The following is a 14,356-nucleotide window of genomic DNA, read 5'->3' on the forward strand; positions in this document are numbered from 1 at the left end:
GGTTTTTTGGATTCGAAATGGCGTCTGCCGCGACGGCCAACTGCCACCTTTCAACCTTCGATGCGAATCCGCGGGCTGTTTTGCGCGTCGACGACGATTTCCGGCCAGCCAATATCTTTGCGCAGCTCGATCGGCAATGAAAGGATGGCTCGTTCGCTGCGATAACGGGCGCGAGCCGCCGAGTAACGGGTCACGGCGTGACCTATGGATGACAGAATAGACATGATGCTTTCTCCTCGATTGGCGCCGGCATCACCGTGTCGGCGTCCCAAGGACGTGGCATGCGATCATCATCCGACAGAGCGCCGGAATTTTTTTCCGCAATTTTTTAACCGCCCGCTTCGGCAACCTCCTGGAAGAACTCCTCCGGGCTGTCGGCCTCGGTCAGCCGCCGTTTCTCGATCAGCCAGAAGCGGTTGCCAACCGCGCGGATGAAGGAGCGGTCGTGCGAGGCGAGCAGGCAGCTCGCCTGACGTTCCAGCAATTCCGCTTCCAGCGCTTCCTGGCCGTCGATGTCGAGGTGGTTGGTCGGCTCGTCGAGCAGGTAGAAATTGGGATTGGCGAGCCTCAGCGCCAGCATCATCAGCCGCGCCTTTTGCCCACCGGACAGCACGCCGATCCTGCGCTCCTGCATGTCGATGCTGACGCCGGCGCCCGCCAGCAGCGAGCGGGCGCGCTGCTCACCCACATCGAATCTGCGCGCGACCATCGCCAGCGGCGTGTCATCGCCGCCGATGCCCGACAGCGCCTGGTCGCTATAGCCGAGCACCGTCGACGGCGTCACCTTCAGGCTTTGCGCCACCGTTTCCGGCTCGACGATGGCGTTCCGGATCAGGCCGATCAGCCGTGATTTGCCGACGCCGTTACGGCCGAGCAGGACAATGCGGTCGCCTTGGCAGATATGGCGCTTGCCGGTGCCGAACAGAACCGTGCCGTCAGGCGTTGCGACCACCAGATCGTCGAGCGTGATCAGCACCTTGGCATGGCTGCCGCGATTGGCGAGCTTGATCGTGCCCGCCGATCTTTCGCGGTGCGCCGGCGCTGCCGCGTCTTCCAGGCGCTCTGCCCGCTGGTTGAGCTGCTTGGTCTTGACCGTCAAAAGGTCGCAGCCGGAATTGATGCCGATATTGTTGAGCTTGGCCGCTTGCCGGCGCAGCTGCTGCGCCACTTTCATGTCGCGCTGGAACTTGCGTTCGGTCGAGGCGTCGACCTCGTCCAGCGCAAGCCTCGCCCGCGAATAGGGCAGCGAAAACACCGGCGATTGTTCGGGACGCAGGAACAGCGTGCGGTTGGTCGTGGCGTCGAGGAACGCCCTGTCATGGCTGGCGATCACCACCGGCACCTCGCGCGACAGCGCGTTCAACCAGGTTTCGAGCTGGCTGATCTTGCCGAGGTCGAGATGGTTGGTCGGCTCGTCGAGAAGCAGGACGTCGGGGTCGGTGACCCAGACGCGGGCGATCAGCGCCAGCCTTTGCCAACCACCGCTCAAGGCTCGCATCGGCCGCTCGCGCATCGGCTGCGGCACATCGAGTGAATCGAGGACCACATCGACGCGCCATTGTTCGCTTTCGGCCTGCTCGGCCGGCAAGACGTCGGCCACGACTTCATGAAAGCTGCGCCCGGCGAGCGCTGCGGGGATGATTTGCTCGACATAGCCGACGCGCAGGCCACGCGTGCGGGTGATGTCGCCTGTGGTGGCTTCGAACTCGCCTGTCAGGCACCTCAACAAAGTGGATTTGCCGCGACCATTGGCGGCGACGATGCCGAGCCGGTCGCCGGTGCCGATGCTGAGGTCGAGGTTGGAGAAGAGCGGCGCACTCATGGTGACGCCGAGGGACTTGAGGCTGATCAGGGCCATATCGATTTCTCTGGTCTGGCCGGAGTGAGCTCCGGTTCAATGCACTTTGACGGTGCGCAGGCTGGCAATCAGGCTCAGCGTTGCAGCACCACGAAGGGCAGACCAAAAAAATCGAAGCGGGAAGAAGAACCCGGACCGTCTCTGATCAGCCCTGCAAGCAAGCTCGCAGGGCAGAGACAGGGCCGCGCTGACGGTGGTGAGAAAATAACACGCAGCCCTCCTTTCAAGACGTTCAAGTTGTAGAAACTGGCTACACCAAGGGTAGGGCCCATGGCAAGTGGCTAGGCTCCCCCTTCTCCCCTTGCTTGGTGGGAGAAGGTGGCCGAGCGAAGCTCGGTCGGATGAGGGGTGTTCCAGCTTGGCATCGACGGCGCTCCGTCCAACACCCTCAACCGTCTCGGCGCTGCGCGCCGATCCACCTTCTCCCAAGGGGAGAAGGGAAGCTCTCTACCGTCCCGGCCGACCAGTTTTGCCGGGGCGGCGCTTTTCGCGGCGAGAGTCGGCGGGATCTTCGTAGGAGCCGATGCCGGCGCGCTGACGGACAATGGGTTTGGCGGAAACGTCGTGTTCCTTCGCGCCCCCCTCTGCCCTGCCCTCTTTGCCACCACTTGGCATCTCCCCCACGAGGGGAGAGATTGGCTGTGGTTTCGCCGGCGCTTTTCCCTCGACCGGCTTCTCGGTCCGCCGCACCGTCATCTCGTCCAGTGAGTTCTTCCTGAACAGCGGCTTGGTCGGTTCACCCGGTATACCGAAATCCGAACCGTGCGCTTCCTGCGCCGACTGTTTCTTGAACAGCGAACGGGAGACCGCGCCTGACGGCGTCGGCATGTCGGTCCCAGGTCCCATATCGTCCAGCGAAGGTTTCGCGAACAGCGGCTTCTTGACCGGCACGGCGCCGTCGGCGCCCATTTCGTCGAGCTCCGGCTTGCGGAAGAGGTTGGGCCGGGCAGCTTTGGCCGCCTCTTCGGCGGCATGTGCCTCGTCGAGCTTCCGGAAACGCTCCTGTTCCTCTGCTGTACGATGTTTGGCCACGCCCTTGTTGTGCTTGCCCTTTTCGCGGCCCGAAACCGGGCTTTCCATGTCGGCATATTTGGCCAGCGGGTCGTCCGAGATGGACAGTTCCATCTCGCGCAGCCGCTTGATCTCGTCGCGGATGCGGGCCGCCTTTTCGAAATCGAGGTTGGCGGCGGCGTCGCGCATCTGCTTTTCCAGGGCGTCAAGATGCGCCTTCAGATTGTTGCCCATCATCGCGCCGGCGCTGTCGGTGAACTGCGAAATGTCGGCGCGGACATGATCCTTCTCGTAGACCGAATCCAGAATGTCCGAAATGCGCGACTTGACCGATTCCGGGGTGATGCCGTTGGCCGCGTTCCACTCCATTTGCTTTTCGCGACGGCGGTTGGTCTCGGCCATCGCGCGCTCCATCGAGCCGGTGACCTGGTCGGCATAGAGGATGACCTTGCCGTCGACGTTTCTGGCGGCACGGCCGATGGTCTGGATCAGCGATGTCTCGGAGCGCAGGAAGCCTTCCTTGTCGGCGTCGAGAATGGCGACGAAGCCGCATTCGGGAATGTCGAGGCCTTCGCGCAACAGGTTGATGCCGACCAGCACGTCGAAAGCGCCGAGGCGCAGATCGCGCAGGATTTCGATGCGCTCCAGCGTGTCGATGTCTGAGTGCATGTAGCGGACGCGAATGCCTTGCTCATGCAGATATTCGGTCAAATCCTCGGCCATGCGCTTGGTCAGCACGGTGACCAGCGTGCGGTAGCCGGCCCTCGTGGTCTCGCGGATTTCGCCGACGACGTCGTCGACCTGTGTCTTGGCCGGGCGCACCTCGACCGGCGGGTCGATCAGGCCGGTCGGGCGGATGACCTGCTCGGCGAAGACGCCGCCGGACTGCTCCATCTCCCAGGCGCCGGGCGTCGCCGAAACCGCGACGGAGAGCGGGCGCATGGCGTCCCATTCCTCGAAGCGCAGCGGCCGGTTGTCCATGCAGGACGGCAGGCGGAAACCATACTCGGCCAGCGTCGCCTTGCGGCGGAAGTCGCCGCGATACATGCCGCCGATCTGCGGGATGGTGACATGGCTTTCGTCGATGAAGACCAGCGCATTGTCGGGAATGTATTCGAACAAGGTCGGCGGCGGATCGCCCGGCTTGCGGCCGGTCAGATAACGCGAGTAATTCTCGATGCCGGCGCAGGAACCGGTCGCCTCCAGCATCTCCAGGTCGAAGCGGGTGCGCTGCTCAAGCCGCTGCGCCTCAAGCAGGCGGCCAGCCTTTTCAAGCTCTTGCAGCCGATATTTAAGTTCTTCCTTGATAGACTTGATGGCTTGATTCAAGGTCGGGCGCGGCGTGACGTAGTGCGAATTGGCGTAGATCTTGACGCTCTTCAGCTCGCCGGTTTTCTGGCCGGTCAGCGGATCGAATTCGGTGATCGCTTCGATCTCGTCGCCGAACAGCGAGATGCGCCAGGCGCGGTCTTCCAAGTGGGCCGGGAAGATCTCGATCGTATCGCCGCGCACCCGGAACGAGCCGCGGACGAAGTTGATGTCCTGGCGCTTGTATTGCTGGGCGACGAGGTCGGCGAGCAGCGCGCGCTGGTCGAGCCGGTCGCCGATCTGCATCTGGAAGGTCATCGCCGTATAGGTCTCGACCGAGCCGATACCGTAGATGCAGGACACCGAGGCGACGATGATGACGTCGTCGCGCTCGAGCAGCGAGCGCGTTGCCGAATGGCGCATGCGGTCGATCTGCTCGTTGATCGAGGATTCCTTCTCGATGTAGGTGTCGGTCCGGGGCACATAGGCCTCGGGCTGGTAATAGTCGTAGTAGGAGACGAAATACTCGACGGCGTTTTCCGGGAAGAATTTCTTGAACTCGGAGTAGAGCTGCGCGGCCAGCGTCTTGTTGGGCGCCAGGATCAGAGCGGGGCGCTGCGTCTCCTCGATCACCTTGGCCATGGTGAAGGTCTTGCCCGAGCCGGTTACGCCGAGCAGCACCTGAGTGCGGTCGTTGCTGTTGACGCCCTCGACGAGATCCTTGATCGCGGTCGGCTGGTCGCCGGCCGGCTCGAAATCCGAGACCATCTTGATGGCGATGCCGCCTTCGGATTTCTCAGGCCGGGCAGGGCGGTGCGGCGTCCACAGCACGCCGTCCTTGTGCAGCGGATTGCCGGATTCGATCAGCGCCGACAGCGCTGCCACGGTGGCGGTGACGCCGCCCGAGGCCATGGTCTCGGCGTCCTCCAGCGAAATGTCGAGGCCGGCGACAGGGTTGAGACCGGCCGCAGTGCGCTCCCGCGCCGAAGCCGCGCCGCCCATCGAGGTGCCGCGTGCCGTCCGGCCGGGGGAAGAGGAGCGCTCGGGGATTTTCTTGGCAGACTTGGCGCCTTCCCTCCCCCTCGAGGGGAGGGTGGCGGCGGAGCCGCCGGGTGGGGTCGGTGCGGCAGTGCTCTGCGACCTTTCATGCCGAGCGCTTCCTTTGCCGACCCCCTCTGTCGCCTTCGGCGACATCTCCCCCTCGAGGGGGGAGATTTGACGCCCTTCCTTCTCGGCTTCCTGCTCGATCTGCTCCGCCCAGTCGGCAATCGAGCCGGTCAGCGGCGCGCCGGTGAACTCGGCCTGCGGCGCCTCGGCAAAGCCGCCCTTGTACAGGGGCTCCGAGGCATCGAGGAAATCGGTCAGCGGACTGCGCCGCTTGGGCGGCGAAGCGCGCTCGTCATTCGCCGGCGGCGGCGTTTTCTTGTCGGAGAGTCTGGCCATGGCCCGAATATGGGAGGTATCGGCCAAAATGGAAAGAGCGGAGTGGCGGGTGGCGCGAGGGGCAATTTGGCTGCTGACAGCAGGCTGTCAGGAATAGCGTCGACGCACTCCCTCAATTGAACCAAAGCGCGAACGTCAGAAACCCGGCGCCGCCGAACTGGCGCTGGATCTGGTTGAACTCCTCGCTGGTGAGAATCTTGCCGTGTTCGAGATAGGGCGCGATGGCCGGGCCGGTGATCGACAGCACCAGGTCGAAGGGCTTCGGCTCGTCGAAGAAGCGCTTCATGTTGATGCCTTTGTCGGCGATGCGGAAATGCGGCAGCAAGCTGCGTCCCTCCAGCAGATCCTCGGCCATATCAAGGGCGGCGAGCCAGGCCTGTACCTGCTGCTGGCCGACTTCGAGACCGGTCAGCGGGCTGGCGCCTTTCTGCTGCGGCCCGGGCAGCCATTCGCGGTCATTGTCGGTTTCGGCGCGGATGGCTTTCCAGTCCTCGCGCGACAGTCGGATCATCTCCATCAGATGGCGGCGCGCCGCTTGCCGGCGCTCAGGCTCGACCACTTGCCAGTTGACGAGATGCACCAGGGAGATGAAGTCGGCGAGGCGCCATTCGGACGTTAGGATGCCACCATTCATGCCACCGTCCAGCGGCACGAGCGTATCCTGCAGCGGCAGTTTTGCGCGCGGGAACAGCATGTGGAAGGAGCCGTCGAACGTGTTCCTGAAATCATGCGCCAGCCAGAAGTCGGCCTGCGCCATCAGGAACTCGGCATAGCCCTGCAGCCAATAGCCGTCGGCGCGGTCGAAGCGGAAGGTGAGGGCGGGTGCGGCCGCGTCTGGCACACCGCCGCCGCGTGACAGAGACGCCATGATCGCGGCGGCACTTTCGTCCGGCGCGATCTGGCCATCCTCGTTGAGATCGATGCCGAGGCGGGTGAGGTCGATGACCATGCCGATGTCCGCGTCGGCGGGTACCGAACCCAGCATGGCTGCGGATTTCTCCAGCCGGTCCCGGAAGGCGACGAGAATGGCGCGGAATTGTTCGTAGGTCAGCGGCTCGGGATCGGGGTTGTCCGGCACCGGCAGCCGCATCAGCGGCAGCATGAAGGATTGCGGGCTTTCGAAACCGTGGCGATGCAGGCCGCCGGCCAGGATCTCCAGCGCGGTGAAGAATTCGCCGGCGCCGGCGGCGTAGGCGGCTGCCGGATCGCCTGGCGCGGCGGTTTCAAGAGCGGCAAGAGCGCCGTTACGCTCAGTCACGGTTTTTGCCTCGAACAGTGCCGCGGCATCCGACACTGCGGCGCCGGCCGAAGACAGCGGCAGGAAAAGAACGATGGCGCACGCCACCAGCCTGGAAAAACGCGTCATCGTGATCACCCCTTTTGTCGCTCCGCAGTGGATCATACACGCATTTGGTTCGCGCGCCTGTAGCCCCGTGGTTCAACGACAACAGTCAGCGCTTCAATCAGTCCGGCTGGCGGTCTACACAAGGCAAACCATTGGGCCGTCGCGTGTCGAATTATCCGCTTTCCTACAAACTGTCCTGGCTGCCACGCTTCCTCCGGCCTTCGCTCGATGGCGACGCGCGCGGCTTTGCTCCGGCGGCCGCAACCCTGCTCGACCCGCCGCCGGCGCGGACGGTGCGGCTGGCTTTCGTCGGCGATATCTCGGCGGTGGCCAATCGCAGCCCGCCGGACTGCGACCCGGCGATTGCGGCACTGCTTGCCTCGGCCGATCTGGTGGTCGGCAATTGCGAAAGCCCGGTGGTGGAACGGCCGAGCGCTGTTTTGGGTACGAGGTTTGGCACGCACCACGCGATGAGCGAGCGGTTCCTTGCCGAGGCGCTGGCCGCTGCCGGCATTTCGCGCGAAAAACTGGTGCTGTCGCTGGCCAACAACCATGTGCTCGACCAGCGCATCGCCGGCTTCGACGAGACGGTCGCCGCGCTGGAGCAATTAGGCATCCGCACGATCGGCACTGCGGCTCCGGTCGAGCGGTTTGCGGTTGGTTCGCTGACCATAGGCCTTGCCGCCTTTACCTTGTGGCGCAATGCCGACGCGGCTCAGTTCGCGGGCCGTGTCTCGATGGAAAGCAATCCGGCGCAATGGCCGCGCGATGCCGCTTCGGGTGTCGACCTCCTCTGCGGGGTGCCGCATTGGGATTGGGAATTCCGGCATTTTCCACGTGCGAGGACGCGGGCACTGGCGCGGCTTCTGGCCGAACATGGCGTCTGCCTGATCGCCGGGCATCATGCCCATGTCGTGCAGCCGATCGAGCGGATCGGCGAGACGCTCGTCGCCTATGGACTCGGCGATTTCTTCGGCACCGCCTTCGCGCGCCAGCCTTGGCCTGGCCGCATCGGTGCCATTCTCGTCGTCGACATCAGCGCCGATCCCGGCACGCGCGGCGCCATTGCCGCCTACCGGCTGCATGCCTTCATGCGGCTGCGCGCCGGCGATCACGAGCGGCTGGTGCCGGTTGAAATGTTGAAGGGAAATCCAAGGCAAAGGGTTCTGGCCCGCCTCGATGCGATCTTCAGTGCCGGGCGCTGACGGCTGCGCTGACGCGGTCCACCAAACCGGCTATCATGCCCAGCGCGGGCAGGCTTGTGGCGGCGGTGGGTGATGGAAACTGCGGATTTCATGCCGAGCGAAGCGGTGATCGCCGGCCTCAGGAAGAACATCGAGGCCTATGAGGCCGAAAGAGCTTCGGCCCATCGCCGGACGCGCTGGCGGGTCCCACTGTTCATCGGGCTGGTGCTGGCGTTCGTGGTGTTTGTGGCCTGGCTCTTCAACGGGGTTGCAGACCCGAACGAGCAGTGGGTCTCGACCCCGCATGTGTTCCTCTATGTCGGCGGACTCCTGGCAGCGATCTTGCTCTATTTCCGGGCGATCAAGCCAGCGAGCAAATTGCAGCAGTCGTTTCGCAGCACGCTGTTGCCGATCATCTTCGGTTTCATCGAGGACATGCGGTATCGGAACAACGTCAAGCCGAATTCGTTCGACCGGCTGCCGCGTGAGACGGTTGGTTCGTTCAACCGACAGTCTTTCGACGATGTTTTCTCCGGCCGCTATGAAGGGTTTCCATTCGAACTGTACGAAGCAGATCTACGGGAAGGGACGGGCAAGAGCACGACGGCAGTGTTCAAGGGCGTGATCGTCGCCTTCGAGACGATCGTGCCGTTCCCCGGCACATTGGTGGCCGCGCGCCGGACCAACAAGGTCGTCGGCTTTCTCCGCGGCATCTTCGGCAGCAGGATGCAGGAACTATCCAGCGGCGTACCCGAACTCGACGCCGCCTATGAGTTCCGCACCGACAATATCGAGGCGGCGCGGCCGCTGGTGACCGGCCGGCTGGCGCAGGCGCTGCAATGGCTCGGCGAGACCCGGCCGAACGATCCGGCACGCGTCGCGCTCAACGGCAGCGACGGCTTCCTCCTGCTGCCGCAGGAACGGAATTTCTTCGAGCTGCCGGATGTCTCCACGCGCCTCGACTACACCAGGCATGTCGCGCCGATGATCGCCGATATGGGCGCGATGCTGGCGACGGCGGCTTTGGTGCGCAAGATCGGGGCGAAGGACGAGGAGGCGGGGTAGTCCGGCTGGGCGGTCAGCAATCGAAGCCGCGTTGGCTACGCATGTAGTCGACTTCTTCCTTCGGCATCGACTTGAACATCACACAGACGGTGAAACTGCCAACCTGGTGACCGTTTTTGGTATATCCCCAGTCGGAAATATCGTCTCGGTTGAATTCGACATACTGGCCAGCCACGACGTTGTGGACACTATGTGGCTCATTCGCCAATATCCCCACGAATCCGGTTTCGTTCCGCTGGAACGGGATGACCCAGAAGTGTTCGGTCACATGTCCGTCCTTGATCATCACCTTCAGTTTGAATGTGTCCGTTCCAGGTGGCGGTGTCTGGGATAATGCCAGGAATGCATCCAGGGTGGCACGTGCCTGTGCAGTCGCCGCCGCCATATCTGGATCGTCAGGCGCGACTGCGACGACGCTGTCGTCACCCTGACTGGAGTCGTGAGCCTCGGCGCATATCGGAGCAAGCTCTAGCATCAGGGACAGTATCGCGCGGGACACGAGCTTCATGGAATGGGCGCCCATACAATGGTCAGCATCATCATAGATCCGTTCGATCTTCAATCATAGCGCGAAGCATACCTTAATTGCAACCATAAGAAAATGCTCCTGATGCCGCAACTGCCGCTAGTTCTGCTACGCACTCCGGCTCTGGTTTTTGCCGGAAACCCGCGCTATCCCTAGGCAGCGAGGGGTATCATGGTCGAAGAACGCAAGGGGTTTCGCCTGTCGCGGCGGCTGCTGCTTGGTGCGACGGTGGTCGGCGGCGCGATGGTCTGGGGCGGGACGACAGTGGCGCGGCTGGCGCGCGGTCCGTCGGGGCAGAAGAATTCCGGGCGCATCGACGACATTGACGGCATCGATCTGGCGCAGAAGCCGCTGGAGGGCCCGCCAGCCTACGATCCGTCGCTGCCATGGCTGACCAAGGGCGGCGACATCAACGATGCCAGCGGCCTGTCGATGACGCCGGTCTACGGCGTTGTCGAAGTCAGCGAGGAAGGCCACATTGCGAGCGCGCTGGCCTTTGCCCGCACCAATGGCCTGAAGGTCTCGGTCGCGGCTGTGCGCCATTCGATGGGCGGACACGCCTTCGACGACAACGCACTGGTCCTCGACATGCGCAAATTCAACAAGGTCAGCGTCGACCCGACTGCGAAGACGATGACCTTGCAGCCGGGCGCGCGCTGGCACGATATCCAGAACCTTTTGCACCCGCGCTTTGCGGTGAAGGCGATGCAATCGACCGACATCTTTTCGGTCGGCGGCTCGCTGTCGGTCAACGCGCATGGCATGGACCACCAGGCCGGCTCGGTCGCCGGCTCGATTCGATCGATGCGGGTGATGCTGGCGGACGGTTCGGTGACAACCTGCTCACCGACCGAAAACACCGAGCTGTTCCGCCACGTCGTCGGCGGCTACGGCCTGTTCGGCGTGGTGCTGGAGGCGACGCTCGACATTGTCGACAACGACGTCTACCGGACCTCGCGCGAGATCATCAAATCGGACGACTTTCCAAGGTTTTTCGCCGAGGTGCTGGAGCCAAACAGGGCGATCGGTCTGTTTTATGGGCACCTGTCGACAGCGCCGGGTAATTTCCTCGAGGATATGATCGTCTACCGCTATGACAAGGTGGCCAACCAGCCGCCGGCCGACCAGCCGGCAATCGGCGAACCGGGTTCAGTCGGGCTCAAACGGGTGATCATCAACCTGGCGAAATGGAGAAGCCTGTTCCAGGAACTGAAATGGTTCACCGAAAAGACGCTGGAGCCGCAATTCGAGAGCTGCACGGTGGCGCGCACGACGGCAATGGCCGAAGGCGAGGCCTGCCTCGTCACCCGCAACAATCCGATGCATGATTCAGTGCCCTATCTGTTCAACGATCTGCTCGATGAGACCGACATCCTGCACGAGTATTTCATCCCGCGCGCCGCCTATAACCCGTTTATCGCCGAAGCGCGCGAGATCCTGCGCAACCAGAGCCTGCCGGTGCTCAACGCGTCGGTGCGCGTCGTCCACAAAGAGGATGTGGCGCTGAATTATGCGCCGGAGCCGGCCTATTCGCTGGTGCTCTACATCAATCAGCCGACCGACGCCGACGGCAATGCCAGGATGCGGGCGCTGACAAGGGCGCTGATCGACGTGACGATCAAGCATGGCGGGCGTTTTTTCCTGCCCTACCAGCTCCACTACACAGGCAAGGAACTGCTTGCCTCCTATCCGGAACTGCCGTCCTTCCTGGCGAAGAAGCTGCAATACGATCCGGGCGAGTTGTTTTCGTCGATTTTTTATCGCGCCGTCAAGGCATTGATCGGCACGGCCTGAAGCGGCGGCTACAGACCGTCAGGCAGCTTCGCCGCCAGCCAGTTCGCCGAACGCCTGGCGATGCCGATCGTTGCCGATGCGGCGCGGCCGAGATCGGTCTTGACCACGGCGTAGCCGGCCTTCGTGCGGTAGAGCACGGCGCGGCCGCCATCGACCGCCGCTTCATAGGCGACCGGCCGGACGGCTTCCGTTTCCGTCGCCGTTGCCTGCGTTCCGACCGCAGCACTGGGCCGATGGCTCAGTTCCGGTGGCAGCGGGTCTGTCGCGGCCGTACTGGCCGTCGTCAATTCAGGCTCGGAAGCGGTCGCAGCGAGTTGCGATGACGAAGACGAGTTCTGTGTCCGGCAGATGCCGGAGACCAGCGGATAGTCGAAATTGCGCTCGTGCAGCATCTGGCTTTTCATCGCCGCTTCGCATTCGGCGATGGTCGACCATTTGGCGGGCGTCTCGCCGATATATTCGCAAAGCCTGGCGTCGCAGTCGCAGCCGACGATGGTCATGGCGACAAGGGCGGTCTTGATCACGGTCTTGTGCCTCCGAGTTGCCTGCACATGTGCGCAAGACAACGTGTCTACGGCATCATCAATCGTTGCGGAACAAGGCGGGATTTGGCCGCGATTGTGGAATGAGCGTGGCGGAGCATCACGCAACGTTTTGCCGAGGCCGGCTGTGACCGAAAGGCCTCAGTAATCGTAGACATGCTCGAGCCTGGCGCCTGCCGTCATCAGCGCTGGCAGCACGATGTGCAGCTTGCGCACGGCGACGGTCAGGCCGGTGCGTCGCGTCGAAGGTTCCGCCGGAAGCGGGTAGCTGAACAAGGTGCGTGCATCTTCGGGAACCTTGATTTCGTCGTTGGAAAGCATGGTGACCATGATCTCGTCATTGCCGCCGATCTCGACGAAGGAGATGCCCTTGCCGATCAGGCGCGGAATCATGTCGGTGAACACCTGATAGCGCCTGGTGACGAAGACCGTGCCGTCGGCGCCGAGATCGCGCTCCAGCAAAGTGTCGGGCTCGTTGCGCGTCACCTCGCTGACCGGACCCTTGGCCCAGACGTGAATGTCGAGCAAGGCCGGATCGGTGGTGGCGGCGAGCGCCGACTTGATCAGATCGGCGTAGCCTTGCTTGATGGTGTCGGCGAAGCCGAAGGCGAGCTTGCGTTCGCTGGTACGGACAGCGCTGTCGTCCGCTGCCGGCTGGACGGCGAACAGGCCGGCACGCTTTTCGGCATAGGGAAACTGGTACCACGGCACCTGGTCGAGAAAACCGGCATACTCCGCCGCCACCTTGGCCTGGTAGATGTCGACGGCGGTGCGCTTGCCGGCTGTCGCTTCGGTGACGCGGCCGACCGTATTTTCATAGGCCCACTGGATGGCGTGCTCGATCGTGTGGCTGGTGCCGATGATCACCAGCATCTGGTGATTGTCGAGGTTGAACCTGTAGGCGGAGCTGGCGCGGATGACCATCGCATAGTCCTGCCAGAAGCGGCCGATATAGGAGAGATAGGGAAAACCGCTCGGCTGGTTCTTGTCGACGAAGCCGGCATATTCGCGGGCGGCGTAGACGATGGCCCATTCCGGATAAGTAAGAAAGGTCGATTCCTCCGGCCGCTGGTAGCCGGGGATTTCGGCACGGATCTTGTCGGCCAGCGCCTTCGGCGGGGCACCCTCAGCGACGCCCGGCAAAGGCGTTGTGTCCAGCGACGGCGTCGTGAGAAAGCCGTAGGCCAGCCCGGCGATCGGGATCAACACGACAATGACGACGAGCCAGAGGATCGCCTTGATGATGCGCTTCAGCCAGCGGAACAGGAACATGGCCGGTCAGGCCGTGGCGAAATGGTCGTACACACGTTTCGACAGCCAGAACCCGACATAGACGGCGAAGCCGCCGATGACGATGTGCGGCAGGTTGGCGAAGAAGCGGGCCGGGAATTCGATGTCGTTCAGGGAGCCGAAGCCGTTGATGAAAATGCCGCCATCGAGGCAGCCGGAACCAGTGACCAGGCCGAGCACGCCGTCGAACAGATAGACCGAGCCGAACAGCTTGAAATAGAACACCGCCTGGCGGTGCGAGATGAAGGCGGCCGCCAGCGCCCAGACGCCGGAGAAGGCGTGCAGCAAATCATCATACCATTGCAGCGAGAACAGGCCGAACAGATTGCCGCCGGCATCGTTGAAGGCCGGCACATAGCCGATGGCAACAACGCCGAAGAACAGGAAAGCATAGGCAACAGCAAGCTTCTGGATGAGCGTCATGAAATGTCCCCCTGCCGTCAGCCCTTTTAACCGGCCTCCCACGGCAAGTGGATAGTAGCTGATTTTGGCGCAGGGTGAAGCGTCGCCGGCAAAGTCGTCCGGCGGGGCCACAAGGACAGTCGGCGCCGGGATTTCTCCCAGCGCCTCCCTGTCAGATCAGGACACGGTCGCGGCAGCAACTCCCGAAAGGTGTCGCGCCATGCCGGCCTTGATTTTGACGGTCCTGCCAGTCGCCACCCGAGGGTAGCGTCCGTTCCGGACCACGCCGGTCTCCACTCTTGCGAGCTTTGCCCGGCGCGCCATCGAAGGTTTTTGCCGTCCTTCATGGCAGCATCGGTCCGCCGTCGGCGTTCGCACGCTTTCCGCGGCCCCGTAGGTCTCGGCTTCCATCCCTCCAACAGGCAAGCCTGTTCTCGTTCAGGGCCGTACGGGCCTCAGGAAATCCGCCGTTCCGCTGTGCCTTTCGGCGTGGCGATCGGTAGCCGCCTGAGATGGGTTTAATGTATGTCGGATAAGTGTTTGGCGGAACTGCCGCGTGCCTGTGGATAGCGGGATTATCGGGGACTG

At 63.2% G+C, this 14,356-nt stretch carries 11 protein-coding genes; 3 read left to right on the top strand and 8 right to left on the bottom strand.

Annotated features, from left to right (window positions below):
• Positions 1-50: 50 nt before the first annotated feature.
• The 4 genes from NKH80_RS19620 to NKH80_RS19635 all read right to left on the bottom strand — a co-directional run bounded on the left by NKH80_RS19620 (position 51) and on the right by NKH80_RS19635 (position 6,986).
• Positions 51-224, bottom strand: a complete 174-nt coding sequence (locus NKH80_RS19620; protein ID WP_023719167.1) for a hypothetical protein — start codon at positions 222-224, stop codon at positions 51-53.
• A gap of 104 nt (positions 225-328) precedes the next feature.
• Positions 329-1,858, bottom strand: a complete 1,530-nt coding sequence (locus NKH80_RS19625) for an ABC-F family ATP-binding cassette domain-containing protein (RefSeq protein WP_352993018.1) — start codon at positions 1,856-1,858, stop codon at positions 329-331.
• Between the two features lie 447 nt (positions 1,859-2,305).
• Positions 2,306-5,620, bottom strand: coding sequence for an excinuclease ABC subunit UvrB (uvrB, locus tag NKH80_RS19630; RefSeq protein WP_352993020.1), 3,315 nt, complete (start codon positions 5,618-5,620; stop codon positions 2,306-2,308).
• A gap of 112 nt (positions 5,621-5,732) precedes the next feature.
• Positions 5,733-6,986, bottom strand: a complete 1,254-nt coding sequence (locus NKH80_RS19635) for a hypothetical protein (RefSeq protein ID WP_352993022.1) — start codon at positions 6,984-6,986, stop codon at positions 5,733-5,735.
• A 143-nt stretch (positions 6,987-7,129) separates the two neighbouring features.
• Here NKH80_RS19635 and NKH80_RS19640 point away from each other — a divergent pair, with 143 nt between their 5' ends.
• A complete protein-coding gene (locus NKH80_RS19640) occupies positions 7,130-8,170 on the top strand; it encodes a CapA family protein (protein ID WP_352993024.1) in 1,041 nt (346 codons plus the stop codon).
• Positions 8,171-8,242: 72 nt separating this feature from the next.
• Positions 8,243-9,214 carry a hypothetical protein gene (locus tag NKH80_RS19645; RefSeq protein WP_352993026.1) on the top strand — a complete coding sequence of 324 codons (972 nt, stop codon included), beginning with the start codon at positions 8,243-8,245 and terminating at the stop codon, positions 9,212-9,214.
• Between the two features lie 13 nt (positions 9,215-9,227).
• Here NKH80_RS19645 and NKH80_RS19650 read toward each other — a convergent pair whose 3' ends face one another.
• Positions 9,228-9,722 (bottom strand): YegJ family protein, encoded by a 495-nt coding sequence (locus tag NKH80_RS19650; RefSeq protein WP_254819220.1) that lies wholly within the window; start codon positions 9,720-9,722, stop codon positions 9,228-9,230.
• Positions 9,723-9,911: 189 nt separating this feature from the next.
• On the opposite strand from NKH80_RS19650, the gene NKH80_RS19655 reads away from it, so the two are divergent.
• The gene (locus tag NKH80_RS19655; RefSeq protein WP_352993028.1) at positions 9,912-11,534 is read left to right on the top strand and encodes an FAD-binding oxidoreductase; all 1,623 of its coding nucleotides are present in this window, start codon (positions 9,912-9,914) and stop codon (positions 11,532-11,534) included.
• An 8-nt stretch (positions 11,535-11,542) separates the two neighbouring features.
• Here the strand turns inward: NKH80_RS19655 and NKH80_RS19660 are convergent, their stop codons facing one another.
• The 3 genes from NKH80_RS19660 to NKH80_RS19670 form a co-directional block, all read right to left on the bottom strand.
• Complete coding sequence (locus NKH80_RS19660; protein ID WP_352450478.1) at positions 11,543-12,058, bottom strand: hypothetical protein; 516 nt, start codon at positions 12,056-12,058, stop codon at positions 11,543-11,545.
• Between the two features lie 159 nt (positions 12,059-12,217).
• A complete protein-coding gene (locus NKH80_RS19665; RefSeq protein WP_352508106.1) occupies positions 12,218-13,348 on the bottom strand; it encodes a hypothetical protein in 1,131 nt (376 codons plus the stop codon).
• Positions 13,349-13,354: 6 nt separating this feature from the next.
• Complete coding sequence (locus NKH80_RS19670) at positions 13,355-13,789, bottom strand: hypothetical protein (protein ID WP_352993030.1); 435 nt, start codon at positions 13,787-13,789, stop codon at positions 13,355-13,357.
• Between the last annotated feature and the right edge of the window lie 567 nt (positions 13,790-14,356).

This window comes from Mesorhizobium sp. M0904 (assembly GCF_040319475.1).
In the GTDB taxonomy this organism is placed as follows: Bacteria; Pseudomonadota; Alphaproteobacteria; order Rhizobiales; family Rhizobiaceae; genus Mesorhizobium.

Excerpts from the sequence above, each read along its gene's own strand:
- NKH80_RS19655 (WP_352993028.1), top strand. The coding sequence starts at position 9,912 with ATGGTCGAAGAACGCAAGGGGTTTCGCCTGTCGCGGCGGCTGCTGCTT.
- NKH80_RS19650 (WP_254819220.1), bottom strand. The coding sequence starts at position 9,722 with ATGAAGCTCGTGTCCCGCGCGATACTGTCCCTGATGCTAGAGCTTGCT.
- NKH80_RS19670 (WP_352993030.1), bottom strand. The coding sequence starts at position 13,789 with ATGACGCTCATCCAGAAGCTTGCTGTTGCCTATGCTTTCCTGTTCTTC.
- uvrB (WP_352993020.1), bottom strand. The coding sequence starts at position 5,620 with ATGGCCAGACTCTCCGACAAGAAAACGCCGCCGCCGGCGAATGACGAG.
- NKH80_RS19625 (WP_352993018.1), bottom strand. The coding sequence starts at position 1,858 with ATGGCCCTGATCAGCCTCAAGTCCCTCGGCGTCACCATGAGTGCGCCG.
- NKH80_RS19620 (WP_023719167.1), bottom strand. The coding sequence starts at position 224 with ATGTCTATTCTGTCATCCATAGGTCACGCCGTGACCCGTTACTCGGCG.
- NKH80_RS19645 (WP_352993026.1), top strand. The coding sequence starts at position 8,243 with ATGGAAACTGCGGATTTCATGCCGAGCGAAGCGGTGATCGCCGGCCTC.
- NKH80_RS19635 (WP_352993022.1), bottom strand. The coding sequence starts at position 6,986 with ATGACGCGTTTTTCCAGGCTGGTGGCGTGCGCCATCGTTCTTTTCCTG.
- NKH80_RS19665 (WP_352508106.1), bottom strand. The coding sequence starts at position 13,348 with ATGTTCCTGTTCCGCTGGCTGAAGCGCATCATCAAGGCGATCCTCTGG.